Raw genomic sequence first — 25,720 nt, 5'->3', positions numbered from 1 at the left:
TGAGCGCAAGCGATCCGATCAAACTATCCGAACCAATGCTTGCAAGCAGGGGGCCGTCCACATATGAGCACCGGAAGCGCAGGAAGCCGCCATTCGCAGGCCGGCATCACCTGAACATTGGCATGCCTCAAAAATGCACCCAGTTCCGCAGGCTGGTCCAGGTCTTGCGGTCGAGGCGGTAGCGCTCGACCGGCACCTGGCCGGCAACGATCGAATTCAGCATGCCCTGGCCGGCATACTGGAAGCCGCATTTGTGGATGACCCGGCGCGAGGCCGGATTGATAACCCGCGTCGAGGCGTGCAGCACCTGGATCGTGGTTCTCTGGAAGGCAAGGTCGACCAGTGCGTGCGCTGCTTCCGTCGCATAGCCGCGTTTCCAGTACGGCTCGCCGATCCAGTAGCCGAGCTCCAGCCCACGATCCGTAGTGTTGAGCCCGGCACAGCCGACGAAGGTCTCGGTGCCGGCCAGCGTCAACGCATAGGCGATTCCGTGCCGGCGCGATGCCGTCATGGCCAGGAAAGCGCGTGCCTCCGCCTCGCCATAGGGATGCGGCATGCGAGCCAGCATTTCCGCGACATGGCGGTTGTCGGCGAGCGCCACCAATTGCTCGATGTCGCTTTCACGCGGGGCACGCATGACCAGCCGCTCGGTCGCGAGCACCGGACAATCTATCGTGTAACTTTCGTCGTCTGTCGCTTCCGCTTCGGCAACCATGTCAAAGTCCTCCAGGCAAGAAAAAAGGGAGATGGAAACCCATCTCCCCTGATCCTTTTCCTGGCTTGGCCAGACACCGGTCCCGAGATGGGTGCCGGTGTTCTCGTGCGGAACCGGCTACTCCGCTGCCTTCGTCATCGGGTTCACCGATACGTAGGTTCGGCCATTGGCTTTTTTGTTGAAGGTGACTGCGCCAGCTTCGAGCGCAAACAGCGTGTGGTCCGTGCCAATGCCGACATTGGTGCCGGGATGCCACGTCGTGCCACGCTGACGAATGATGATGTTGCCCGGAATCACGGCTTCGCCGCCGAACTTCTTCACGCCGAGCCGCTTGGAATGGGAGTCGCGACCATTGCGCGACGATCCGCCAGCTTTCTTGTGTGCCATCTAACTACTCCGATGCGCCGCGAGGCGCCTAAACGATCTTATGAACGCGTTCGCGTTCCGTTTCAAGTCCGATCCGGCGACGATTGCGCCGTTCGTTCTACTTCTTCGCCAATTCCTTGGCCTGCTCGCGCCAGTCCTTGATCTGGTCGGCGCTGAACGGCATGTGCTCGTCGATCTTGGCGACATCCTTGTCGGACAGCTTGGCGATCTGGGCGAAGGTGGTGATGCCCTGTTCGTTGAGCTGGCCGGCCGCGACCGGGCCGATGCCCTTGATCGCCGTCAGGTCATCCGGCTCGCCCTTCGGCGCCTTGAACAACGGCGCGGCGGCTTCGGCAGCCTTGTCCTCGGTCGTCTCGGCCTTGGCTTCCTTCTTCGGCGCAGCCTCTGCCTTCGCTTCGGCCTTTGGCGCGGCTTCTGCCTTCACTTCGGTCTTGGCGGCGGCCTTCTTCGCCGGCTTGGCGCCGCCCAGCAGGATTTCGGCGATCCTGACAGTGGTCAAAAGCTGGCGATGGCCGATCTTGCGGCGGGAATTCTGCCGGCGACGCTTCTTGAATGCGATGACGGTGCGGTTCTTGCCCTGCTCGACGACTTCGGCGGTGACCATCGCACCATCGACGAACGGCGCGCCGAACGTGACGTTCTCGCCCTCGCCATGCGCGAGCACATTACCGATTTCGACGATGTCGCCGACATTGGCTTCGAGTTTTTCGATCTTCAGGAGATCGTTGGCGGCAACGCGATACTGCTTGCCGCCCGTTTTGATGACTGCGAACATTTTTTGCCTTTCGCTGTTCGGTCGGCCTTGATGAACCGCTTCAGGCGGTTCGGCCGTCTTTTTGTCAGTCTGCGGGTTCAAAAAACAAGCGGCGCGGAAGATCCCTCCACGCCGATTGCGCGCTGTCCCTAACCGAAGGTTCGGCTTGAGTCAAGGCAAGCGCCGCGGGCAAGCGGCGAGTGAGTTGAGCCCAGTCCGGCAAATATCGAACAGCGGCTACCGGAACCTTGAAGAAAGCACGAACGGGAACCTGCGGCGCCGGGGCAGATTGGCCCTTGTAACCTGCCGGTCCAGCCGTTATCTAGTGCGCCGCGCCGGCAACGGCGGACCATGACCGCGGAGAGGTGGCAGAGTGGTCGAATGCACCGCACTCGAAATGCGGCATGGGTGCAAGCCCATCGGGGGTTCGAATCCCTCCCTCTCCGCCACTGATAATTTTTGATTTTACCTGCCGAACTCAGCCGTAAACGCTCGTGACGGCGCGAAGCTCAATTGCAGTCCTGTGACGATTCTACTGGAACAGAGGGTGAGCGCAAAGCTGCTGGGTTCTGTTGCGAGCAGTTGCTGATCAAAACGCGGTGACTTGTTTCTGGGGCGGCAAGTCCACCAAAATCAGCGAGCGATGCACTAACTGCTGGAGTGTGCCCCGCCTTCGACGTATAAATGGCGCTACATTCCGGGAGGAAGAGCCATGAATGCAGTGCCTCAATGGCGGCTCGCAGGCGACTGGTTCGACATCTGCAGCTGCGATATCCCTTGCCCTTGCGAGTTCGCCCAGCGGCCGACCGGCAACCATTGCCAGGGCGTGCTCGCCTGGCATGTACGCGAGGGTCAGTATGGCGACGTGAAGCTCGACGGCCTGTCGCTGGTGGCGCTCGGCGAGTTCGAAGGCAATCTATGGGCCGGCGAGGCAAAGGCCGTGATGGGCATGTACCTCGACGAGAAGGCGAACGAGCGGCAACGTGAAGCCCTGCAAGCGATCTTCGGCGGGCAGGCCGGCGGCTGGCCGGCGGGTTTTGCCGCCAACATCGGCGAGATGCGTGGCATGGAGTTCGTGCCGATCACTTTCGAGGTGGCGGGCGACCTTGCCACCTGGCGGGTCGAGATTCCTGGCCTCGTCGTCGGGCATGCGGAAGCGCTTTCAGGTCCCACAACACCACCCGGCAAGCGGGTGCAGACGATCAACCCGCCGGGCTCGGAGGTCGGCCCGGGCCAGGTTGCCACCTGGGGGCGTTCGGTCGAGGTGAGCACCAAAGGCTTCGGGCTCGACTGGACGGGCACGGCCCGCTCGAGCAAACACATTCCGTTCGACTGGACCGGCCCGAACTAGGGCGTGCCGATGCCTGACGCGTTTCCCGGGAAATCGTGGCGGCTCCGGAATTTGCGTGGCATGCCGCTCGGTCTGCTCGCATCGCTCGTCGGGCTGACTGCAGCGGCGTGGGCGCTCACCCTCTATCAGACCTTCAGCATGGATATGCCTATGGGCATTGCGGTGCGCGGCGGGATGGAGGGTATGGAAGGCATGGCCGGCATGGCGATGGCCGGAATTGCCGCCGACGGCTGGTCACTCGCCGGCGCCGCCGCCTTTCTTGCTGTATGGACGGTGATGATGGCTGCTATGATGCTGCCGGCGGCCGCGCCCATGATCTTTATGTTCGCGGCGGCGCAGGCTAGGCGCGAACAGCACGTCGCCATTCCGGCGTGGATATTCGTCGCGGGCTACCTGCTCGTCTGGGCGGCGGCGGGCCTGCTCGTGTATGTCCTGGTCCAGCTCGGAAGCGAGTTTGCGGCGAGCCTCGATCCGCCTCAGCGTTCGAAATGGGCGCCGCTCGCGCTCGGCATCACGCTTGGCGTCGCCGGACTCTACCAATTCACGACCCTCAAGCACATTTGCCTCAGCCATTGCCGTTCGCCGCTCGCTTTCGTTGCGCAGCATTGGCGCGACGGGCGGGTTGGCGCGCTCGAGATGGGGCTGCGGCACGGACTCTATTGCTTTGGTTGCTGCTGGGCTCTGTTTGCCGTGCTGGTCGCGGTGGGCATCATGAGCGTCGCCTGGATGCTGCTGTTGACGCTGGTCGTCTTCGTCGAGAAGCTGCTGCAGCGCGGCCGGCGCTTCGAAGTTGCTTTGGGCATTGCGCTGATGGCCCTCGGGATCGCTGTATCGTTCGGCGCGATCGAGATGCCTTGGATGAGCGGCTAGCCCCCAGCCGGGTGGTGAAATTCCGAACACATCGGTCTCATTTTCAGTCCGTAGGAGCAAGCGTGGGCCGCAATTCAAAAGCGCCGGGTGTTTGTCGACCGAGGTAGCCGTCCCACTTCGGAGGCGGCGACACCCTCCGACCGACCGGATCATCGCAATCGCCGCGCGGCTCTGGGCGTTTGCACCGACTGCGCTATCTCCCCATCGTTAGCCTTGTTCTATCGCTGGTTGAAGATCGGGAGGTTTCCATGGATCGGCGACTATTTTTGACTGGAATGTTTGGCATTGCCGGGGCTGCGGCCCTTGCAAGCACAGTTCGGCCAATCAACGCAGTGGCCGGCGTTCCAACTGCCAGAAGCGGCATTCTCGATGAACTCGAGGCGCCGGATGTCGAGACCTTCGACGACGAAACTCAAGCAGAGTTGCAACCAGTCTATCATCGCCGGTGGCACCGGCCGCGTCGCCGCCGCCGGCGCGCTTGGCGAAGGGTCTGTCGCGTTTACTGGCGAAACGGCTATCGGCGCAGGCGGTGCTTCCGCAGGCGCGTTTGGGTCTGGTTTCGATTCTAGCAACTGACCGGCTTGAGCCCTGGCCATCGCGGCCGGGGTTTTCGCCTCAGGCGGCCGTTTGCGCCCTTAGGGAGCTTTCCTAAGGGGCGCGGAGGAGGCTGACGGTGTTTGCAGGTTTCAGAGCCACCAGCTTACGACTGGACGATACGACCATTTTCGCAAGGGTCGGCGGCGCCGGTCCGCCGCTGCTGCTTCTTCACGGCTTTCCAGAAACGCATCTGATGTGGAGGGATATCGCCGCAGCCTTGGCGCCCCGCTTCACGGTGGTCGCTGCCGACCTTCGAGGCTACGGACGAAGCGGATGCCCGGTTTCGTCTGCCGATCATAGCCCATACGCCAAGCGCCCCATGGCCGGCGACATGGTTCAAGCCATGAAGCAACTGGGGTTTGAGCGATTCATGGTTGCCGGGCATGATCGTGGCGGGCGGGTTGCCTATCGCCTGGCGCTCGACCATCCCGACAAAGTCCTCAAAATCGCCGCCCTCGACATCATCCCCACCGCCGCAACATGGGATCGGGCCGATGCCAGACTGGCACTCGGCTTTTGGCCCTGGAGCCTTCTTGCTCAGCCGGAGCCCCTGCCGGAGCGTCTGATAGGCGCGGCTCCCGATGCCGTCGTCGACGATGCGATGACGCAGTGGGGATCGTCGGCGAAAATGGTCTCCAAAGAGGTCAGGAACGCCTATGTTGATGCGCTTCGCGATCCCGCGCATATTCATGCCATCTGCGAAGAATATCGCGCCGCTGCGACGATCGATCGTGAACATGACGCGCTGGACCAGGCAAACGGTCGTCGCATCGAGTTTCCGCTACTGGCGCTATGGAGTGGCGAAGGCGCCCTGGAGAACTGGTATGCGCAAGAAGGCGGGCCGCTGGCCATCTGGAGGAAATGGGCCGACAGAGTGGAAGGACGCGCTGTCCAAGGCGGGCACTTTTTCCCGGAAGAGCACCCCGAAAAGATCGCAGCGGTTCTCTCGGAATTCTTCGAAGACAAGCAGGACGGTCGGCACGGAGTGTTGTAGAGGTCACATGCTTCAGTTACGCGGAACCTCGGGAGTGCTTCGCGGCCCGAGATCGAGAACCCTCCGAAATCCGCCCGTCCGGCATCAACGTGCTTGATAAGGGAATGAAGGCGATCTCCACGGCCACGCCTATGATGTGCAGCCTGATGTTTGTCGGAAGTTGCGCATCGCCTTTGCCGGCATCCTTTGATGCTGCGAAATACGACAAGATGAGTTGCGTCGAGATCAACGTGGCGATAGGCGCGGTCGCCGACGAAATGTCGGCAACGGCCATTGCTCGCGGCAAAGTCGTCCACACCAACATTCCGGGCTGGCTGTTGGGAGGACAGCGTGTCGCCGCGACCGTCGCTGCCCGCCAGAGTGCGAAGATCGAGCGCTTGCGGCAGCAGGAGGCGGCGATTGCGGCGGCGAGACGAAGCAGGTGCTGATTGCGGCGCCGGAGTGAGAGCCTGCGAGGCGAAGGCAGAATCGATGTCACAGCGCGCGGCATTGAGCCGAGGCTCGAAAGGCTCCATGAATTCGGTCACCTCACAGTCACGGCTTCGGTCTCGGCGACACGGCCAAACCGAGGAAAACGACAACGGCCTGATTGATGCGCAGGATGCACGTGTGGCTGCATCTTTGAATGTGTCTGAGCTTCCAAGAAATGCCCAGCCGCGTTTCATAATTAAGGTCTCCAGATGACTGATGAAGAACTCGATTCGGCATACGAAGAGCTTGCCCGCGCAATCGAAACGGCGGCTAAAAAGGCATCTCCCATCGTGCTATCGGCGCCCAACGATGGACGCGCCAGTTGGGCCCATATACCCGAGGCGCTAGTTGGCCCCGTAATAGAGCTGGTGGCTTCTCCCATGACGCGACGAGCATTTATCTGGTTGATCGTGCTATACATGGGCTAATGCGGACGAAATTGCATTTAGCCTCAGGCGGATTGCTCAAACGAAGCAATCTACGGTTGTCACCGTTCAGGCTGTACGAGGCCTAGGACTCGAAAGCGTAATCGATCTCGGTGCCGGCCTCACCATTGAACCTGCGGAGGCTCTGGCCAAGACCGACGCCTGGTTTTGGGCCTTTGCCTCGTTTGACGATCGTCAGCTTCTTTTTACGGAGCGTCCGATGGCTGCGATTGTCGTTCGCGAACTGGATCGCAGAGTGATCTTCGATGGCCCGCCGTCCGACTTTCCAACCTCACCGGAAGACCCTGCCGAAATACTGATCAAGAGGGCAATTCAGGCACTGATCGTAGGTGGCGGCGCAGCACCTGGGCTGGATGCTCGCTATGTCTACTTCGACGACTCTGGATGGCCCCACATGACAGGTGGCAGCATGGTATCCGTAGGCTCAGGTGTTAAACCAACCGTTACCTTGGGCATAGAACGCGCGGCGCAGGTAGCCGCTGTAATGAAGGCGATGGCTAGACCTTCTGAACCGGTAATAGTTCGAGCCATTGAGCGACTTGCATCGGCCCGGGGTCGATCCGATCAGGTCGAGAAGGTGACAGATCTTGGCGTTTGCCTGGAGATGCTGTTGATGCACGACGGCAGCGGCGACAACAGCGAGATTACCTTCAAGATTGCTCAGCGTGCCGCTTGGTTGTTGGGGCGTGACGCCGCCGATCGTTCGCGGATATTTAGTTTAGTTCGAGATGCCTACAAGCTTCGGTCTGCAGCCGTCCATACGGGCTCACTCAAAGAGCCCAAGTCAGCAGACGGTTGGAACGCCCGGGCCGCCACCCTTCGGTCAACCGAGGAGCTGTGCGCACAGCTTATTGTTACACTGCTGGATGGCTGGCCAGATTGGCAAGCCGTAGTTCTTCAACTGCACCAGACGGCGGCTCCAGGGCCCTAAGACTAACCGGACTGATGGGCAGCGATCGCGCCGAGGAATATCTCGCCGAAATCCTTGAGCTTGGCGGCGCCGACGCCGTTGACCGCGGCGAAGGCGTCCAGATCACGCGGGCAGCGTTCGGCCATATCGATCAGTGTACGATCCGAAAAGATCACGAAGGCCGGCACCTGGCGTTCGCGGGCAAGACGCAGCCGTACCGCCTTGAGCGCGGCCAGCAGGGCCGAATCCAGACCTTCCGTGCCTGCTGCGGTATCCTCAGGACGTATCTTGCCTCGCGGTGACTGGCGCGCGTCCACGCGATACCGGAACGAGGCCTCGCCCCGAGCCAGCGCACGGCCCTTCTCGGCAATGGCGAGGCCGCCATGGCCGGCTGGGTCCAATGTCAGGAACCCTCCCGCGACGAGCTGGCGGACCAGCGACAGCCACACGTTTTTCTTGTGCGCCACACCGGTGCCGAAGCTGGCAAGCCTATGGTGGTTCCTGTCCAGAACCTTCTCGGTCTCATGGCCGAGCAGAACATCGACGACATGGGCGGCGCCAAAGCGCTCGCCGGTCTGTGCGATCGCCGCCAGGATGATCCGCGCCTCCGCCTCGCCATCCGCATGCGGCGCCTGGTCGAGGCAGGTGTCGCAATTGCCGCAAGGCGAAGCACTTTCGCCGAAATGGCCAAGCAGGATCTGACGGCGGCACTGCGTCGTCTCGCAATAGCCGATCAGCGTATCGAGCCGGCCATGCGCGCGCCTTTTGTGCTCAGCCGGCGCGTCCTCGTCTTCGATGAAAAGCCGGCGCATGCGGATATCGCCGAGACCGAAGAGCATATGTGCCTCGGCCGCCCGCCCGTCGCGGCCCGCCCGCCCGATTTCTTGATAATAGGCCTCCAAGCTGCCCGGCAGGTCGGTGTGGAAGACATAGGCGACATCCGGCTTGTCGATCCCCATGCCGAAGGCGATGGTCGCCACCATCACCACGCCGGACAAGGTCATGAAAGCGTTTTGATTCGCTTCACGCGCGTCCTTGCTCATGCCGGCATGATAGGCGAGCGCACGTACACCGTTCCGCTCGAGGAACGCCGCCATCTCCTCGGTCTTTTTGCGTGACAGGCAATAGACGATCCCGCTGCGGCCCGCATGGCGCTGCACGAAGCCTAGCAACTGGCGCTTGCTGTCCTGCTTGGGCTCAATGCTTAGCTTGATGTTCGGCCGGTCGAAGCCGAGCACCACGGTATCGACGCGCCCGTCGAACAGTTGCGCGGCAATGTCGGTGCGCGTCGTCTCGTCCGCCGTCGCCGTCAGCGCAATGATCGGCACTTTCGGAAAGATATCACGTAGTCTCGACAACTCTTCGTATTCGCGCCGGAACGCCGGTCCCCATTGCGAGATGCAATGGGCCTCGTCGATGGCGATCAGCCGGACATCGAGCTTGGTCAACGCCTCGAGCATTCGCACCGTCATTAGCCGCTCCGGTGCAAGATAGAGCAGGCGTGTCTGGCCTGCCGCGACGCAGCGCCATGCAGCGACATTGGCGTCGCGGTCGAGCGAGGAATTGATCGTATCGGCCGCCACGCCGGCAAGGCGCAATGCGGCGACCTGATCCTGCATCAGCGCCACCAGCGGCGAAACGACAATGGTGAGCCCGCCCAGGACCAGCGCCGGGACTTGGTAGCAGAGCGATTTGCCGGCGCCGGTCGGCATGACAGCCAGCACATGGCGCCCGGCCAGCAGCGCCTCCATCACGGCCGCCTGGCCGAGACGAAAATCATCGAAGCCGAATACATCCTTCAGGACGCGCCGCTTGGAATCCTCTGCCGGGATACTCGCTGCTGCCTGCATTACAGAACTTTCGGGGACGCGACGTGCCGAAAATCCTCGGCGAATCGCCAGGTGATTGCCTGGACAGCAGATTCGAACATTTATCGACCCCTCCGGTCCTCCTCGGCACCGCCTGAAGCGAACCTCTCTCTCATTGGCCGATATCAGACCGTCGTTCCAGCCCCTATTCGCCTTGGCTGTGAATATCGCACCGCCTCGGACCGGTTAATCCTATCTTCACCATCATTCGGCAGGGTCAGGTTCTGCGGTGATGTTTTGAGTACCGCGGCGCCACAAGCGCCCAGGCAACACGCCCGCGTCTCTCCGGAGGCGCGGGTTTTTCGTTCCGAGAACCGGCTGCCTGATCTTCGGGCAAGCGGCTCAGTCGAGGAAATCGGTGCGGTGCGGCGTAAAACTGTCGACCAGTCGTCCCGCCTCCAGCGCCCTGACGCCATGGACAAGGTTGGACGGGACGATGAAGCTGCTTCCGGTCTCCAGGATCTCGGTCCTGCCGTCGATGGTGACTTCGAAGCGGCCTTCGGCGACGTAGCTCGCTTGGACGTGCGGGTGCGAGTGCAGCGCGCCGACGCCGCCCTTGTCGAAACCGAACTCGACCATCATCAGCTCGTCCGTGTGTAGGAGCACGCGCCTGCGGTTGCCGTCGGGCGTCGGCGTCCATGCGCCCTCGCCGGCATGCGAGAAGATTTTGGTTTCGGTCATCGCCAAACTCTCATTTTTGTTGTTCATCGCGCCAGCCAGCCGCCATCCACCGGCACCACCGCGCCATGCATGTAGTTGGACGCCGGCGCCAGCAGGAAGACGGCTGCGTCGCCGATGTCTTCCGGCGCGCCCCAGCGTCCGGCCGGAATGCGCGCCAGGATCGACGCGCTGCGGTCGGGATCGGCGCGCAACGCCTCGGTGTTGTTGGTCTCGATATAGCCGGGCGCAATGCCGTTGACGTTGATGCCCTTTGCCGCCCATTCGCATGCCAGCAGCCGGGTGATGCCGAGCACGCCATGTTTGGAGGCGGTGTAGGAGGCGACGCGGATGCCGCCCTGAAAACTCAGCACCGAAGCGATGTTGACGATCTTGCCGCGCCGCGCCGGATCGGCGAGCACGCGCCTGGCAAAGCGCTGGCTGAGGAAGAATACCGTCTTCAGATTGACACCGATGACGTCGTCCCAGTCGGCTTCGGTCAGTTCGACCGCATCGGCACGCCGGATAATGCCGGCATTGTTGACCAGGCCGTCGAGCGGTCCGGTGTCGTCCCAGACGCGGTCAAGCATCGCCTGGGCGGCTGCATCATCGCCAAGATCGCAGCGGACAGCCTCGAAGCGTCCGCCGGCCGCCGCAATCTTCTCCGCGGTCTCGTCCATCGCCGAGCGGCCGACGCCGACGACCGCGCCGCCGGCACGCGCGACCGACACGGCGATGCCCTGGCCGATGCCGGTATTGGCGCCGGTTACGAGGATGCGCTTGCCGGCAAGGCTGAACGCCGAGAGATCGCTCACTTGAGCTCCTCCATCGTTACCAGGTCGACATCGGTATAGTCGACATTGTCGCCGGCCATCGCCCAGATGAAGGCGTAGTTCGAGGTGCCGGCGCCCGAATGGATTGACCATCCCGGCGATAGCACCGCCTCCTCGTTGCGCATGACGAGATGGCGCGTTTCGTCGGGTTCGCCCATGAAGTGAAACACCCGCGCCGCTTCCGGCAGGTCGAAATAGAGATAGGCTTCCATGCGCCGGTCATGCACATGGCACGGCATGGTGTTCCAGACCGAACCGGAGGCAAGCTGCGTCATGCCGACGACAAGCTGACAGGTCTTTACGCCATCGGCATGGATGAACTGGAAGATCGAGCGCTCGTTGGAAGTCGCCTGGCTGCCGAGATCGAGCCGCTTGGCATCGCCGATGCGGATCAGCCGGTTGGGATGGCTCTGGTGCGCCGGCGCGCTGAGCAGGTAGAATTTAGCCGGCGCTGCAGGATCGGTCGCAGCGAACGATACCTCATCCGTGCCCATGCCGAGATAGAGCATGTCGCGCGCCTGCAGCTCGTAGGATTGACCGCCGGCTTTCATGATGCCGGCACCGGCGATGTTGACGATGATCATCTCACGGCGGTCGAGAAAATTCTTCGTGCCGGTCGGCTTGATTGCCTGCAGCGGCAGCGGTGTACCGGCGGGCATGGCGCCGCCGACGATCATGCGGTCGTAATGGGTGTACGTCAGGCTGATGCGGCCGGGCTGGAACAAGTCCTCGATCAGGAAATTGTGACGCAGTTCGTCCGTTCCCATAGCTGCGGCAGAAACAGGATCGATGGCGAAGCGGGACGTGAAATCCGTATGATTGTCGGTGTGATTCATTGCTGTCCCATGGGGCTGCCTCAATTGCTTATTCGGTTGCCGCGGCCTTGACCGAGTCGGCATAAAAAACCTGGCGCGCGTGCAGGCGCTCGCGATAGCGCTGCTGGCTGGCACCGAGATGCGCGCGCATCGCCTCCCGGGCCGCCTCGGCATCGCCTGCCGAGATGGCATTGAGGATCACCAGATGCTCGCGTTGCAGGCCGCGCTGATAGGCGTCCGATTGGGCGATCTCGGTCGACCAGGGCGAGGTCACGTCGCAAGGAATGGCGCGTCGGCCGAGCACGTCGAGCATCTCGACATAAAATGGATTGTTGGTGGCGCTGGCGATTGCGCGGTGGAAGGCAAGGTCGGCCGGTCCCGTCGGCTCGCTGTTGAGGAGCAGCCGCTCGAATTCGAAGAAGGCTTCCTGGATCGCCGCTTCCTGCGCGGCGTTGCGGCGGATGGCAGCGAGCCCGGCGGATTCGATCTCGATCGCCAACCTGACTTCGAGCACGTTGAGGGCGATCGAGTCCTTGCTGCCCATCTCCGCTGCCAGAGCACCGAACGCTGTCGAGATATGCTCGGTGACGAAGACGCCGGCGCCTTGGCGTGGTTCGACCAGGCCGTCCGCGGCAAGCTTGGCCAGCGCCTCGCGTATCACGGTGCGGCTGACCCCGAAGGTTTCAGTCAGCTGACCCTCGGTCGGCAGCTTTTGCCCCGGCTGGATCTCGCCCGCCTGCAACTGCTTGCGGATCGCCGCGACGACCGTTTCCGAAAGCTTCGGTCTTCGTTCGACGCGGAGCCCGACTGCGGTGTCCGAGGCCATGTCGCACCCCCTATTTGAAGACGCTCGGCAGCCATAGCGAAATGGCCGGAATGTAAGTGACGAGCGCCAGCACCACGAGACCTGCCGCATAGAACGGCCAGATCGAGCGCATCGATTCCCAGACGGATATCTTGCCCACCGCACACGCCACGAACTGCACTGCGCCCACCGGCGGCGTGTTCAGCCCGATGCCGAAATTGAGGATCATGATGACGCCGAAATGCACCGGATCGACGCCGTAGGCCTGCGCCACGGGCAGGAAGATCGGCGTGCAAATGATGATCGTCGGCCCCATGTCCATGAACGTGCCGAGGAACAGCATCAAGAGGTTGAGCAGGAGAAGCACGACCAGCGGATCGTCCGAGATCGCGTTCATGGAGGCTATCAACGCTGCCGGCACTTTCAGGAAGGCCATCAGCCACGAGAACGCCGCCGCCATGCCGATGATAAGCAGCACCATGGCCGTGGTGCGCACGGCGCCATGGGTGGCATGAACGAACCCTCCCCAGGTCATCTGCCGGTAAACGAAGACAGTCACGAGCAACGCATAGATGACCGCGATACAGGAACTCTCGGTGGCGGTGAAGACGCCCGATCGCACGCCGCCGAAGATGATCGCGATCAGCAGCAGGCCGGGCACCGCAACGGCGAAAAGATGCGCGACGGCGGCGAAGCCCGGAAACGCCTCGGTCGGATAGCCGCGGGAGCGCGCCACGATATAGGCGGTGACCATCAGCGACAGGGCCAGTAGCAGGCCCGGGATGATACCGGCCGTGAACAGATCGGCGATGGAGATCTTTCCGCCTGCCGAGATCGAGTAGATGATCATGTTGTGCGACGGTGGCAGCAACAGCGCGATCAGCGCGGCCATCGACGTGACGTTGACGGCGTAATCCGCCCCATATCCACGCGCCTTCATCTGCGGGATCATCAGGCCGCCTACCGCCGCTGCCTCCGCAACCGCCGAGCCGGAAATGCCGCCGAACAGTGTAGCGGTGGCGATATTGACCTGGCCGAGGCCGCCGCGCAAATGGCCGACGAGCGAGCCGGCGAAGGCAACGATCTTGCTGGCGATGCCGCCGCGCACCATCAAGTCGCCGGCGTAGATGAAAAACGGAATGGCCAGCAGCGAAAAGACGCTCATGCCGGAATTCAGGCGCTGGAATACGATGAGCGGCGGCAGGCCCATATAGAGGACGGTGGCAAGACTTGCGACGCCGAGGCAGAAAGCGATCGGCGTGCCGATAAGCATCAGCAGGGTGAAGACGCCGAAGAGAATCCACAGTTCCATGGCGTCAGACCTTCACATCAGCTGTGTCGAGTTCGGCTGCGACTTCCGCGGGCGGCAATTCATCGAGGGCATCGTCGATCGGCGCGCCGGAGAGGCGAAGCACGATGCGCTCCAGTGTGAAAAGCACGATGAGCGCGCCTCCGGCGACAAGCGGGACGTAGTCCCAGCCCCCCGATATGCCGAGTGACGGCAAGACGGAGCCCCAGGTCAATGCGACCAGCTGGCTGCCATACCAGATCATGCCGATGCCGAAGGCGAGCGCGACGAGATCCGAAATCATCCGCAGCCAGCGCTTGCCGCCTTTCGGCAGCACGTAGAGCAGGACGTCGAAGCCAAGATGATAGTTCTCGCGCACACCGACGGCAGCGCCGAGGAAAATGAACCAGCTCATCAGCATCACCGAACCCGGCTCGGTCCAGCTCGGCGAGCGGTTCAGGACGTAGCGGCCGAACACCTGCCAGGCGACGAACGCGGTCATCAGCACCAGCCCGATGCCGGCGATCGACAGCGCCGCCGTGCTGACGCGCGACATCACTTGCGCGACGCCCGACAGGAGCGGTGTTGGTTTTGGGCTGGAAGTCACCGGTTTTCTCCCCAGGAGGATGGCGGCGCGGAATGTCCGCGCCGCCGCTTGATCACTGCACGGCCTTGATGGCTTCGACCATGGCCTTCAGCTTGTCGTCCTTGACGTGCTTCTCGTAGACCGGCCCCATCGCGTCGATGAAGGGCTGCTTGTCCGGCGTCGTGATCTGCGAACCGGCCGCCTCGACCTTGGCGCGCGATTCCTTGACCTTGGCGGTCCACAGCTCGCGCTGCTTGGCGACGCTTTCCTTGGCGGCCGCCTTGAAGATCGCCTGGTCTTCCGGCGTCAGCTTGTCCCAGCTCGACTTCGCCATCACGAAGGCTTCCGGCACCATCGTGTGCTCGTCGAGCGAATAGTACTTGGCGACTTCCGCGTGCTTGGCGGTGTCGTAGCTCGGAAAATTGTTCTCCGCGCCGTCGATGACCCCGGTCTCGATCGCCGAATATACTTCGCCATACGGCATCGGCGTCGCGTTGGCGCCGAGTGCCGCCACCATGTCGACGAAGATGTCGGACTGGATAACGCGGAACTTCATCCCGGCCATATCGGCGACGGTGTTGATCGGCTTCTTCGAATTGTAGAAGGAGCGCGAACCGCCGTCGTAAAAGGCGAGCAGCACCAGCCCGACCTGGTCGAACGCCGCTGCGATCTGGTCGCCGATCGCCCCGTCCATGACCTTGTGCATGTGCTCTTCCGAACGGAAGATGTAGGGCAGCGAGGGCACGGTGGTCTCCGGGATGAGCCCGTTGAACGGCGCCATCGAGACGCGGTTGAGATCTATCACGCCGGTGCGCACCTGCTCGATCGTGTCCTTTTCCTCGCCGAGTTGCGCGGAAGGATAGATCTCGACCACATAGCGGCCGGCCGTGCGCTCCTTCACCAGCTCGCCGAAATATTTGACCGCCTCGACCGTCGGATAGCCGTCCGGGTGCGTGTCGGACGAGCGCAGGACCGTCTGGGCGCTTGCCGTTCCGGCCAGCAGTGCGGCGGCAAGTAGCGTAGCTCCCGCCAATCTCGAAAAATGCAGCATTGGTTTCCTCCCGTTTTGAACGATGGCGGCAAGCGCCGTTAGAGCCGGTACGCCTTTTTCGCGAGCGTATAGGCAAGTTCCTGCGCCAGCTCGTGCGCCTCGTCTTCGCCGAGCCGATGCTCGGCGACGAGACGCGCCAGATATGCGCAATCGACCCGGCGCGCCACATCATGGCGGGCCGGTATGGATGGAAAGGCGCGGGTGTCGTCGTTGAAACCGACGGTGTTATAGAAACCGGCCGTTTCGGTGGTCATCTCACGGAACCGGCGCATCCCTTCGGGGCTGTCGTGGAACCACCAGGCTGGCCCGAGCTTCAATGCCGGGTAAACGCCGGCGAGCGGCGCCAGCTCGCGCGCATAGCTCGTCTCGTCGAGGGTGAAGAGGATGATGGTGAGGTCGCGCTCCAGCCCGACACAGTCGAGCAACGGCTTCAGCGCCGTCACATAATCGGTGCGGGTCGGGATATCGAAGCCTTTGTCCCTGCCGAACTTGTGAAAGATAGCCGGCGAATGATTGCGCCAGGAGCCGGGATGGATCTGCAGGACCAGCCCGTCGTCGCGGCTCATCTTGGCCATCTCGGTCAGCATCTGGGCGCGAAACAGTTTTCGCTCCCGCTCGTCGTCCGAGCCCCGGCGGATGCGGTTGAACAACTCCTGCGCGGCGGCATCCGAGAGATTGGCGGTTTCGGCCGTTGGATGGCCGTGATCGGAGGACGTCGCACCGAAACTTTTGAAGAAGGCCCGCCGCTGGCGATGTGCATCGAGATAGCCGGCCCAGTTGCCGGTATCGCACCCGGTGATCTCGCCAAGCCGGTCGAGATTGGCCGAGAACCCTTCGAAATCGGGATCGACGACCGCGTCCGGCCGATAGGCGGTGACGACGCGGCCCTCCCAGCCGCTGTCGCGGATCATCTGGTGCCATCTGAGATCGTCGAGCGCTCCTTCGGTCGTCGCGATGACCTCAATGTTGAAGCGCTCGAACAGCGCTCGGGGGCGAAAATTCTCCCACTGCAGCAGCATCGCGATCGTGTCGTAATGGCGGTCAGCCGTCTTGGCATTCAGCGGCTCTTCGATGCCGAACAGGTGGGCAAGAACATGGTCGAACCACAGCCGGGTCGGCGTGCCGCGAAACAGGTAGTAATGCTCGGCGAAGCGCCGCCAGATCGTCCTGCCGTCGGTCTCCACCGGCGAGCCGTCAAGAGTCGGCACGCCAAGCTCCTCAAGGCGAACGCCCTGGCTGAACAGCATACGGAAAATGTAGTGGTCCGGCACGATCAGCAATTGCGCCGGATCCGGAAACGCCTCGTTGAGCGCATACCAGCGCGGGTCGGTGTGGCCGTGCGGGCTGACGATCGGCAGGTCCTTGACCGCGGCATAGAGATCGCGGGCCAGCGAACGCGGGCGCGCCTCGGCGGCAAACAGCAGATCCGGATCCGTCAATGCGGCCACGTAAATCCTCCCAATCCGGACATCGGTAGGGTTCGAAAGAAATAATGTCAACATACAAAAACTGGGTTGTTGTATGATGACTTTTCGTGGGCCATTGCCCATTGTGCATGATGGCATCGGGTGTTACGCCGCCTGCCAGCAGTGACCCAACAATCTCGATCAGACACGTGGCGCAATGACCAATAGACGCCTTTCCAACAGCACGCTGAAGGCACTGCCGGCTTCGGTCGCGGTTCCCCGCTACGCCCGCGGCGTCGTCGCACCGGGCATCGTCCATCTCGGCGTCGGTGCGTTCCATCGCGCCCACCAGGCGGCGTATGTCGACGACTGCCTGGCGGCGGGAGAGGCGGACTGGGGCATTGTCGGCGTGTCCTTGCGCAGTCCAGACACGCGCGACGCACTGGCGCCGCAGGATGGCCTCTACACGCTGGCGATCAGAAGCAGCATCGGCGAAGAGCTGCGCGTCATCGGTTCGATCCTGTCGCTGCTGGTCGCGCCGGAAGATCCGGTTGCGGTGCTCGCAGCTCTGACCGATCAGCGCACCCGCATCGTCACGCTGACGATCACCGAAAAGGCCTATCTGAGAGCAGCCGGCGGCGGACTGGACAATACCCACCCCGACATCGTCCATGATCTGGCCAACCCGCAAATGCCACGGACGGCGCATGGTTTTCTGACCGAAGCGCTGTCGCGCCGCCGTGCCGCCGGCATCCAGCCTTTCACCGTGCTCTGCTGTGACAACCTTCCGGCCAATGGCGCCACGCTGCACCGCCTGCTGGTCGAATTCGCAGCACTGCGCGATTCCAGGCTCGCCACTTCAGGCGATGCCAGGCTCGCCGCGTACATCGCCGACGGCGTCGCTTTTCCGTCGAGCATGGTCGACCGTATCGTGCCGGCGACCACCGATGCCGACCGGGCGCGTATCGCCGTCGAGCTCGGTTTCGAGGATGCCTGGCCGGTGATGACCGAGCCGTTCTGTCAATGGGTGGTCGAGGACGATTTCCCGGCGGGCAGGCCGGCCTGGGAAAAGTTCGGCGTCACCATGGTCGGCGACGTCAGGCCGTTCGAGGACATGAAGCTGCGGCTGCTCAACGGCTCGCATTCGGCAATCGCCTATCTAGGCCTGCTCAGCGGCTACGACACGGTCGACCGCGCCTTTGCCGATCCGGCGATCCGGCAATTCGTCGACGGACTATGGGCCGAGGCCATCCCGACGCTGCCGCAGGACGCCGGGCTCGATACGGCCGGCTACACGGCCCAGCTTGCCGAACGCTATTCGAACACGGCGCTCGCCCATCGCACGGCGCAGATCGCCAATGACGGCAGCCAGAAGCTGCCGCAGCGCATCGTCGCCTCGGCCCTCGATCGGCTGGGTGCCGGTGACCCGCCTGCGCATCTCATGCTGGTGGTAGCCGCCTGGATCGCCGCTTGCGAGGCGCGCGGCAAAACCCTGCCGGAAGCCCATTTCACCGATCCGATCGACACTCGGCTTACGCTCGGCAGCCGGCCGGCTGTCGAAACGGTGACAGCAATGTTCGATCTCGCCGGCTTCGCCAAGGACCACTCCCACCGCATGACACTGATCGATCTGACGGCAGCCCATCTCGAGCGCCTGCGGCGGGGCGGGCCTGGCGCCGCCTTCGCGGCGCTTGGCATAGGGAGTGAGAAGCGATGAGACAGACCTGGCGCTGGTTCGGGCCCGACGATCCGGTGACGCTTGCCCATGTCCGTCAAGCCGACGCCGTCGGCATCGTCAGCGCGCTGCACCACCTCAATGACGGCCGCGCCTGGCCGGCGGACGAGATCGCCAGGCGCAAGGCCGAGATCGAGGCAGCAGGCCTGACCTGGGATGTGGTCGAGAGCATCGTCGTCCATGAGGACATCAAGACCCGCAGCGGTGACTGGCGCAGCCTGATCGACAAATACAAGGCCTCGATCCGCGCCGTCGCCGCCGCCGGCATCAATACCGTCTGCTATAATTTCATGGCAATCACCGACTGGACGCGCACCGACCTCGATTATCCCATGCCGCATGGCGGCACGGCGCTGCGCTTCGATGTCGTCGAGCTCTGCGCCTATGACGTCTTCATCCTTGAGCGAGAAGGGGCGGAGGCCGATCACCCGCCGGCCCGTATCGAGGCGGCGCGTGTGCGGCTGCAAGGGATGAGCGACAGCGACAAGGCAAGGCTGGAGCGCAACCTGATCGGCTGGGTGCCGGCGCGCGAATTCATCTTCGATCGGGCAAGCTTCCGCCGCGCCCTCGACCTCTACAAGGACGTCTCCACCGAAGGACTACGCGAAAACCTGTTTGCCTTCCTGCGCGAGATCGTGCCGGTGGCCGAAGAGGCCGGCGTCAGGATGGCGATCCACCCCGACGATCCGCCTTTTTCGCTGTTCGGCCTGCCGCGCATCGTTTCCAACGCCAATGACGCACGCGCGCTGCTCGACGCTGTCGCTTCGCCGGCTAACGGGTTGACACTGTGCACCGGCTCCTACGGCGCGGGCGCGCAGAACGATCTGCCGGCAATGGCCAGGGCCTTCGCCGAAAACATCCACTTCGCCCATCTGCGCAATGTCACCAAGGAGCCCGACGGCTCCTTCCACGAAGCCGAGCACCTCGACGGCGACACCGATATGGTGGCCGTCGTGTCGGCGCTGATTGGTGAAGAGCGGCGGCGCAAGGCGGCAGGCAGGGCGGATTGGCAGGTCCCGATGCGTCCCGATCATGGCCACGCCATAGTCGACGACATCGGCAAGAAGGTGAACCCCGGCTATTCCTGCATCGGCCGCCTGAAGGGCCTCGCCGAACTGCGCGGCGTCATGCGGGCGGTGGAAACGCTGACAGTTTGAGCAGCCCCTCCCTTCTCCCCTTGTGGGAGAAGGGGCCGAGCGAAGCTCGGTCGGATGAGGGGTGTTCCAGGGAACGCCAACGTCCCATTTCTTCCAACACCCCTCAACCGTCTTGGCGCTGCGCGCCAATCCACCTTCTCCCACAAGGGGAGAAGGGAGAGAGCGCCTGTCAAGCCGGCAGGATGGCGCCTTCGAGCGTGGTGAGTTGGCTAAGGAACTGCTCGGCCTTGCTGCGGGTCTGATCGTCCTTGGCGTCGGCGGCGTCTTCCCTAGCCTCCTGGATGCGGCGGGCAAGGTCGGCGCGGTCGATGTCACCGACGGCGACCGCCGACTCGGCCAGCAGCGTGCAGCCGGCCGGAACGATGTCGGCAAAGCCGCCGAACACGACATAGCGTTCTTCCTTGCCTTGCGCGGTCTTCAGCGTAACGACGCCCGGCTTGATTGTGGTCATGACCGGCGCGTGATGCGCCATCACCGTCATCTCGCCTTCGGCGCCCGGGATGACGACGGATTCGACCTGCTCGGAAACCAAGAGGCGCTCCGGCGAGACCAGTTCGAATTTGAAAGCTTCAGGCATGATCAATTTAGCGAGTAGCGAGTAGTGAGTAGACAAAAACGCTCGGCTCACATCGCCCTTATTCGCTACTCCCTATTCGCTATTCGCTTCTTTACGCCGCTTCGGCGGCCAGGCGCTGTGCCTTCTCGACCGCTTCCTCGATACCGCCGACCATGTAGAAGGCGGCTTCCGGCAGATGGTCGTAGTCGCCGTTGCAAAGGCCCTTGAAGCCCTTGATGGTGTCGGCGAGGTCGACCAGCTTGCCCGGTGCGCCGGTGAACACTTCGGCGACGAAGAAGGGCTGCGACAGGAAGCGCTCGATCTTGCGGGCGCGGGCGACCGTCTGCTTGTCCTCTTCCGACAGCTCGTCCATGCCCAGGATGGCGATGATGTCCTGCAGCGACTTGTAGCGCTGAAGGATCGACTGCACCTGGCGGGCGACCTGATAGTGCTCTTCGCCGACAACCATCGGGTCGAGCATGCGCGAGGTCGAATCGAGCGGATCGACCGCCGGATAGATGCCCTTCTCCGAAATCGCGCGGTTGAGCACGGTCGTCGCGTCGAGGTGGGCGAACGAGGTCGCCGGTGCCGGGTCGGTCAGGTCGTCGGCCGGCACATAGATCGCCTGCACCGAGGTAATCGAGCCCTTGGTGGTCGTGGTGATACGCTCCTGCAGCGCGCCCATGTCGGTGGCCAGCGTCGGCTGGTAGCCGACGGCCGAAGGAATGCGGCCGAGCAGCGCCGACACTTCCGAACCCGCCTGCGTGAAGCGGAAGATGTTGTCGACGAAGAACAGCACGTCCTGGCCCTGGTCGCGGAAATATTCGGCAACCGTCAACCCGGTCAGGCCGACGCGGGCGCGCGCGCCCGGCGGCTCGTTCATCTGGCCATAGACGAGCGCCGCCTTGGAGCCTTCGCCGCCGCCCTTCTTGTTGACGCCGGACTCGATGAACTCGTGATAGAGGTCGTTGCCTTCGCGGGTGCGCTCGCCGACGCCGGCGAACACCGAGAAGCCGCCATGCGCCTTGGCGACGTTGTTGATCAGTTCCTGGATCAGCACCGTCTTGCCGACGCCGGCGCCGCCGAACAGGCCGATCTTGCCGCCGCGGGCATAGGGTGCCAGCAGGTCGAGCACCTTGATGCCGGTGACCAGGATCTGCGCTTCCGTCGACTGCTCGACATAGGTCGGCGCCGGCTGGTGGATCGAGCGCATCTCGATGCCGTCGACCGGACCTGCCTCGTCGACCGGCTCGCCGATGACGTTGATGATGCGGCCGAGCATGCCCGGGCCGACCGGCACGGTAATCGGTGCACCGGTGTCATAGACGTCCTGGCCGCGGACCAGACCTTCGGTCGAGTCCATGGCGATGCAGCGCACGGTGTTTTCGCCCAGATGCTGGGCAACCTCGAGCACCAGGCGATTGCCGACATTGATCGTCTCAAGCGCGTTCAGGATCGCCGGCAGATGTTCGCCGAACTGGACGTCGACAACGGCGCCGATGACCTGGCGAACCTTGCCTGCCAGGCCGGTTTTCTTGATGGTAACGGCCGGCGTATTCACAGCGGCGGCCTTGGTTGCTGCCGCCTTCTTGGCCGGAGCGGCCTTTGCTGCTGCCGGAGCCTTCGCTGGTGCCGCGGCCTTCGGGGCTGCCGTCTTCGGGGTCGCTGCTTTCGCCATCGTCTTTACCCTTTTCGTCTCTTTGTTTCTCACACGCCTGAGGTCGATGACCTCCTTGTGAGCGTGCCTAGAGCGCCTCGGCGCCCGAAATGATTTCGATCAATTCCTTGGTGATCTGCGCCTGCCGCTGGCGGTTGTAGGTGATCGACAATTTGTTGATCATGTCGCCGGCGTTGCGCGTCGCATTGTCCATGGCGCTCATCTTGGCGCCCATCTCGCCGGCAGCATTCTCGAGCAGCGCGCGAAAAACCTGCACGGAAATGTTGCGCGGGATGAGATCGGAGAGGATTTCGCCCGGCTCCGGCTCGTATTCGTAGACGGCGCTGCCGCCATCCTTCACTTCCGCGGCAGCCGAAGCGACGCCCGCCGGGATAATTTGCTGCGCTGTCGGGATCTGGCTGATCACCGACTTGAACTGCGAATAGAACAGCGTGCAGATGTCGAAGCCGCCCTCGTTGAACAGGTTGATCACCTTCTTGGCGATGGCATCGGCATTGACGAAGCCCAGCGTCTTGACCTCGCGCAGGTCGACACGCTCGATGATCAGCGCCCCGTAGTCGCGGCGCAATATGTCGAACCCCTTCTTGCCAACGCAGATGATCTTGACCTGCTTGCCGTCGGCCAGGAGCTTGCGGATGTGGTCGCGGGCAAAGCGGGCGATCTGCGAATTGAAGCCGCCGCACAGGCCGCGTTCGGCCGTGCAGACGACAAGCAGGTGTACGTCGTCCTTGCCGGTGCCGGTCATCAGCGCCGGGGCATCCCCGCCGCCGCCGATCGCCTGGGTGATGTTGGCCAGAACCGCGCCCATGCGCTCCGAATAGGGACGTGCCGCTTCCGCCGCTTCCTGGGCGCGACGCAGCTTCGCAGCGGCGACCATCTGCATCGCCTTGGTGATCTTCTGCGTCGCCTTGACCGAGGCGATACGGTTACGAAGGTCTTTTAACGAAGGCATGCTTCAAACCTGATCCCGTCCGTCCTGCTCAAGCAAAGGTCTTGGCGAAGGCGTCGATTTCTGCCTTCAGCCGGGCGCGCAGATCGTCGGACAGCGCCTTCTCCTTGCGGATGCCGTCGAGCACGTCCTTGCCGGCCGAGCGCATATGCGACAACAGACCATGCTCGAACTTGCCGACCTGGTTGATCGCCAGCTTGTCGAGATAGCCGTTGACGCCGGCGAAGATCACCGCGACCTGCTCCTCGACCTTGAGCGGCGAGAATTGCGGCTGCTTCAACAGCTCGGTCAGGCGCGAGCCGCGGTTGAGCAGGCGTTGCGTGGCGGCGTCGAGATCGGAGCCGAACTGCGCGAAAGCAGCCATTTCGCGGTACTGCGCGAGTTCGCCCTTGATCGACCCGGCAACCTGCTTCATCGCCTTGATCTGCGCCGAGGAGCCGACGCGCGACACCGACAGGCCGACATTGACCGCCGGACGGACGCCCTGGAAGAACAGATTGGTCTCAAGGAAGATCTGGCCGTCGGTGATCGAGATGACGTTGGTCGGGATGTAGGCCGAAACGTCGTTGGCCTGCGTCTCGATGATCGGCAGCGCCGTCAGAGACCCGCCGCCGTTTTCGTCATTGAGCTTGGCGGCGCGCTCGAGCAGGCGCGAGTGGAGGTAGAAAACGTCGCCGGGATAGGCTTCGCGGCCCGGCGGGCGGCGCAGCAGCAGCGACATCTGGCGATAGGCGACGGCCTGCTTCGATAGATCGTCGTAGCTGATCAGAGCGTGCATGCCGTTGTCGCGGAAATATTCGCCCATGGTGCAGGCGGTGAACGGCGCCAGGAACTGCATTGGCGCCGGATCGGAGGCGGTCGCGGCGATGATGATCGAATAGTCGAGCGCGCCGCGCTCTTCCAAGACCTTGACGAACTGTGCCACCGTCGAGCGCTTCTGGCCGACGGCGACATAGACGCAGTACAGCTTTTCCTTCTCAGGGCCGTTGTCGTGCACCGATTTCTGGTTGAGCATGGTGTCGAGGATGATCGCGGTCTTGCCGGTCTGGCGGTCGCCGATGACCAGCTCGCGCTGGCCGCGGCCGACCGGGATCAGCGCGTCGATGGCCTTGAGGCCGGTCGACATCGGCTCGTTCACCGATTTGCGCGGGATGATGCCGGGCGCCTTGACGTCGACGCGCTTGCGTTCGGTGGCCTGGATCGGGCCTTTGCCGTCGATCGGGTTGCCGAGCGCGTCGACGACGCGGCCGAGCAAGCCCATGCCGACGGGCGCGTCGACGATGGCGCCGGTGCGCTTGACGGTATCGCCTTCCTTGATGTCGCGGTCGGCGCCAAAGATGACGACGCCGACATTGTCGGCTTCGAGGTTGAGCGCCATGCCGCGGATCCCGCCAGGGAACTCGACCATCTCGCCGGCCTGGACATTGTCGAGGCCGTAGACGCGGGCGATACCGTCACCGACGGACAGCACCTGGCCGACTTCGGAGACCTCGGCCTCCTTGCCGAAATTCTTGATCTGGTCTTTCAGAATTGCGGAAATTTCCGCGGCGCGGATGTCCATCAGCCGACCTCTTTCAGTGCAAGCTTGAGCGAATTGAGTTTGGTTTTGAGTGACGTATCGATCTGGCGCGAGCCGATCTTGACCACCAGTCCGCCGAGCAGCGACGGATCGACGGTGACGGTGATCGCCACATCCTTGCCGGCGACGCTTTTCAGCGCCGCTTTCAGCTCGGTTTCCTGGGCAGGCGTCAGCGCATGCGCCGAGGTGACCTCGGCAGCCGTCTCGCCACGGTGTTCGGCGGCGATCTGGCGGAACGCCTTGATCATGCCGGGCACGGCGAACAGCCGGCGGTTCTGGGCAACGACGCGCAGGAAATTGCCGGTGAGGCCCGTGATCCCCGCTTTGTCGGCGATCGCGGCGATCGCCTTGGCCTGGTCCTCGCTGGAGAAGACAGGGCTCCTGATCAGCCGCGAAAGATCAGCGCTGCCTTCGAGCATCGTTTCGAACCTGTTGAGGTCGGCCTCGACGCTGGCGACCGAATTGGTCTGCAGCGCGAGTTCGAACAGCGAACCCGCATAGCGTTCTGCGACACCTGAGATTGGCGATGACGATTGGGCCACGGACCGTCTTTTCTCTTGTCTGACAGGCCGCAGATTGTTGGCGCGAGCAAAAACTCTGGCTAAATCTTTGACCTTACTGCATTTTTCCAAGCACGGAGGCGCGGCTTCCGCTATCCCCGGTCGAAAGTCGATTGCCGTCTAGCACAGGCATTTTCAGACCGCAATGCGTCGTCCGGCATGGTTTTCAGGCACTATTGTCGCATCCGCTGGCCGAGTTCAGCAACCAACCCCGGATTGATCCCTGATTCAGGGCAAAAAGCCGAAGGCGAAGGCAAGCGGCAGCGCCGCCAGCACCAGCTCGACGACGATGGAAGCCCAGTTGAACGGTGTGTTGGCGCCGTCCGACATCATCGACAGCAGCCGGCCGAAGGCGGTGAACAGCCAGGAGAAGCCGAGCGCCATGTAGAGCAGCGGCTGCGCCAGGAGGATGCAGCACAGGCTGACGCCGAGATAGAACCCCGACATCCGGCCGCGCCCCTCAGCGATCGCCGCCGCCTTCTCGGGCTTGACCTGCAGCCGCAGGATCCGGAACGCCAGTCCTGGCGCCAGGAACAGCAGCAGGCCGAACAGCAGGGTCACCACGGCGCTCGACCATGCCAGCCACTCGCCCTGGCTCATCGGCCACGGAAACGCAAATTCCATCTTGTCCCCCTCGTGGATGCATCCCTGAAATCTCGGGCAGTTTAGCGAAGCAAGAGACATTCGCCAGATAGATATTGG

25 protein-coding genes and 1 tRNA gene are annotated in these 25,720 nt (G+C 63.1%); 8 read left to right on the top strand and 18 right to left on the bottom strand.

Annotated elements, in window-relative coordinates:
- Positions 1 to 127 precede the first annotated feature (127 nt).
- The 3 genes from AC0L2Y_RS18525 to AC0L2Y_RS18515 form a co-directional block, all read right to left on the bottom strand.
- Entirely contained in the window at positions 128 to 715 is a 588-nt protein-coding gene (locus tag AC0L2Y_RS18525) for a GNAT family N-acetyltransferase (RefSeq protein WP_473558450.1), read from the bottom strand.
- Positions 716 to 832: 117 nt separating this feature from the next.
- Complete coding sequence (rpmA, locus tag AC0L2Y_RS18520) at positions 833 to 1,102, bottom strand: 50S ribosomal protein L27 (RefSeq protein WP_023678077.1); 270 nt, start codon at positions 1,100 to 1,102, stop codon at positions 833 to 835.
- Between the two features lie 97 nt (positions 1,103 to 1,199).
- Positions 1,200 to 1,877, bottom strand: coding sequence for a 50S ribosomal protein L21 (locus AC0L2Y_RS18515; protein ID WP_473558448.1), 678 nt, complete (start codon positions 1,875 to 1,877; stop codon positions 1,200 to 1,202).
- 338 nt (positions 1,878 to 2,215) lie between these two features.
- Here AC0L2Y_RS18515 and AC0L2Y_RS18510 point away from each other — a divergent pair.
- From AC0L2Y_RS18510 to AC0L2Y_RS18485, 6 genes are all read left to right on the top strand, one after another.
- Positions 2,216 to 2,305: transfer RNA gene (locus AC0L2Y_RS18510), tRNA-Ser, on the top strand.
- Positions 2,306 to 2,568: 263 nt separating this feature from the next.
- Complete coding sequence (locus AC0L2Y_RS18505; RefSeq protein ID WP_023719685.1) at positions 2,569 to 3,207, top strand: DUF1326 domain-containing protein; 639 nt, start codon at positions 2,569 to 2,571, stop codon at positions 3,205 to 3,207.
- A 60-nt stretch (positions 3,208 to 3,267) separates the two neighbouring features.
- Positions 3,268 to 4,077: a DUF2182 domain-containing protein gene (locus AC0L2Y_RS18500; protein ID WP_473558445.1), complete on the top strand. Its 810-nt coding sequence runs from the start codon at positions 3,268 to 3,270 to the stop codon at positions 4,075 to 4,077.
- Positions 4,078 to 4,750: 673 nt separating this feature from the next.
- Complete coding sequence (locus AC0L2Y_RS18495) at positions 4,751 to 5,668, top strand: alpha/beta fold hydrolase (protein WP_473558443.1); 918 nt, start codon at positions 4,751 to 4,753, stop codon at positions 5,666 to 5,668.
- Between the two features lie 104 nt (positions 5,669 to 5,772).
- Positions 5,773 to 6,096, top strand: coding sequence for a hypothetical protein (locus AC0L2Y_RS18490; protein ID WP_473558441.1), 324 nt, complete (start codon positions 5,773 to 5,775; stop codon positions 6,094 to 6,096).
- 688 nt (positions 6,097 to 6,784) lie between these two features.
- Positions 6,785 to 7,516 (top strand): hypothetical protein, encoded by a 732-nt coding sequence (locus AC0L2Y_RS18485; RefSeq protein ID WP_473558438.1) that lies wholly within the window; start codon positions 6,785 to 6,787, stop codon positions 7,514 to 7,516.
- Positions 7,517 to 7,518: 2 nt separating this feature from the next.
- Here AC0L2Y_RS18485 and recQ read toward each other — a convergent pair whose 3' ends face one another.
- The 9 genes from recQ to uxaC all read right to left on the bottom strand — a co-directional run bounded on the left by recQ (position 7,519) and on the right by uxaC (position 16,846).
- Positions 7,519 to 9,345, bottom strand: a complete 1,827-nt coding sequence (gene recQ / locus AC0L2Y_RS18480; protein WP_473558437.1) for a DNA helicase RecQ — start codon at positions 9,343 to 9,345, stop codon at positions 7,519 to 7,521.
- Positions 9,346 to 9,705: 360 nt separating this feature from the next.
- Positions 9,706 to 10,044, bottom strand: coding sequence for a cupin domain-containing protein (locus tag AC0L2Y_RS18475; RefSeq protein ID WP_473558434.1), 339 nt, complete (start codon positions 10,042 to 10,044; stop codon positions 9,706 to 9,708).
- Between the two features lie 23 nt (positions 10,045 to 10,067).
- Positions 10,068 to 10,835, bottom strand: coding sequence for a 2-dehydro-3-deoxy-D-gluconate 5-dehydrogenase KduD (gene kduD, locus AC0L2Y_RS18470; protein WP_473558432.1), 768 nt, complete (start codon positions 10,833 to 10,835; stop codon positions 10,068 to 10,070).
- Entirely contained in the window at positions 10,832 to 11,689 is an 858-nt protein-coding gene (kduI, locus tag AC0L2Y_RS18465) for a 5-dehydro-4-deoxy-D-glucuronate isomerase (protein ID WP_473558429.1), read from the bottom strand. The genes kduD and kduI overlap by 4 nt, the downstream gene beginning before the upstream one ends.
- Positions 11,690 to 11,717: 28 nt before the next feature.
- Complete coding sequence (locus AC0L2Y_RS18460) at positions 11,718 to 12,494, bottom strand: FadR/GntR family transcriptional regulator (protein WP_352489190.1); 777 nt, start codon at positions 12,492 to 12,494, stop codon at positions 11,718 to 11,720.
- A 10-nt stretch (positions 12,495 to 12,504) separates the two neighbouring features.
- Positions 12,505 to 13,785, bottom strand: a complete 1,281-nt coding sequence (locus AC0L2Y_RS18455; protein WP_473558426.1) for a TRAP transporter large permease — start codon at positions 13,783 to 13,785, stop codon at positions 12,505 to 12,507.
- A 4-nt stretch (positions 13,786 to 13,789) separates the two neighbouring features.
- Positions 13,790 to 14,317, bottom strand: coding sequence for a TRAP transporter small permease (locus AC0L2Y_RS18450; RefSeq protein ID WP_473558469.1), 528 nt, complete (start codon positions 14,315 to 14,317; stop codon positions 13,790 to 13,792).
- A gap of 103 nt (positions 14,318 to 14,420) precedes the next feature.
- Positions 14,421 to 15,398 carry a TRAP transporter substrate-binding protein gene (locus AC0L2Y_RS18445; RefSeq protein WP_352489188.1) on the bottom strand — a complete coding sequence of 326 codons (978 nt, stop codon included), beginning with the start codon at positions 15,396 to 15,398 and terminating at the stop codon, positions 14,421 to 14,423.
- 38 nt (positions 15,399 to 15,436) lie between these two features.
- A complete protein-coding gene (gene uxaC, locus AC0L2Y_RS18440) occupies positions 15,437 to 16,846 on the bottom strand; it encodes a glucuronate isomerase (protein ID WP_473558423.1) in 1,410 nt (469 codons plus the stop codon).
- Between the two features lie 175 nt (positions 16,847 to 17,021).
- Between uxaC and AC0L2Y_RS18435 the strand changes: the two genes are divergently transcribed.
- A complete protein-coding gene (locus tag AC0L2Y_RS18435; protein WP_473558420.1) occupies positions 17,022 to 18,521 on the top strand; it encodes a mannitol dehydrogenase family protein in 1,500 nt (499 codons plus the stop codon).
- Positions 18,518 to 19,696 (top strand): mannonate dehydratase, encoded by a 1,179-nt coding sequence (gene uxuA, locus AC0L2Y_RS18430; protein ID WP_473558417.1) that lies wholly within the window; start codon positions 18,518 to 18,520, stop codon positions 19,694 to 19,696. The genes AC0L2Y_RS18435 and uxuA overlap by 4 nt, the downstream gene beginning before the upstream one ends.
- A gap of 169 nt (positions 19,697 to 19,865) precedes the next feature.
- On the opposite strand, the gene AC0L2Y_RS18425 is transcribed toward uxuA, so the two are convergent.
- The 6 genes from AC0L2Y_RS18425 to AC0L2Y_RS18400 form a co-directional block, all read right to left on the bottom strand.
- Positions 19,866 to 20,273, bottom strand: coding sequence for a F0F1 ATP synthase subunit epsilon (locus AC0L2Y_RS18425; RefSeq protein WP_352648928.1), 408 nt, complete (start codon positions 20,271 to 20,273; stop codon positions 19,866 to 19,868).
- 91 nt (positions 20,274 to 20,364) lie between these two features.
- Positions 20,365 to 21,930, bottom strand: a complete 1,566-nt coding sequence (gene atpD, locus AC0L2Y_RS18420; RefSeq protein ID WP_376702803.1) for a F0F1 ATP synthase subunit beta — start codon at positions 21,928 to 21,930, stop codon at positions 20,365 to 20,367.
- A 67-nt stretch (positions 21,931 to 21,997) separates the two neighbouring features.
- Positions 21,998 to 22,882, bottom strand: coding sequence for a F0F1 ATP synthase subunit gamma (locus AC0L2Y_RS18415; protein WP_352489182.1), 885 nt, complete (start codon positions 22,880 to 22,882; stop codon positions 21,998 to 22,000).
- Between the two features lie 28 nt (positions 22,883 to 22,910).
- A complete protein-coding gene (gene atpA, locus AC0L2Y_RS18410; protein WP_352489181.1) occupies positions 22,911 to 24,440 on the bottom strand; it encodes a F0F1 ATP synthase subunit alpha in 1,530 nt (509 codons plus the stop codon).
- On the bottom strand, positions 24,440 to 25,000 hold the full coding sequence (locus AC0L2Y_RS18405; RefSeq protein ID WP_352465625.1) for a F0F1 ATP synthase subunit delta: 561 nt from the start codon (positions 24,998 to 25,000) through the stop codon (positions 24,440 to 24,442). The genes atpA and AC0L2Y_RS18405 overlap by 1 nt, the downstream gene beginning before the upstream one ends.
- Positions 25,001 to 25,246: 246 nt before the next feature.
- The gene (locus AC0L2Y_RS18400) at positions 25,247 to 25,642 is read right to left on the bottom strand and encodes an AGROH133_08824 family phage infection protein (protein ID WP_352500793.1); all 396 of its coding nucleotides are present in this window, start codon (positions 25,640 to 25,642) and stop codon (positions 25,247 to 25,249) included.
- Positions 25,643 to 25,720 lie beyond the last annotated feature (78 nt).

The sequence above is a fragment of the Mesorhizobium sp. WSM4830 genome (assembly GCF_055811495.1).
Note: the sequence above shows the minus strand (reverse complement) of the source record. Positions and strands in the feature narration are given on the sequence as shown.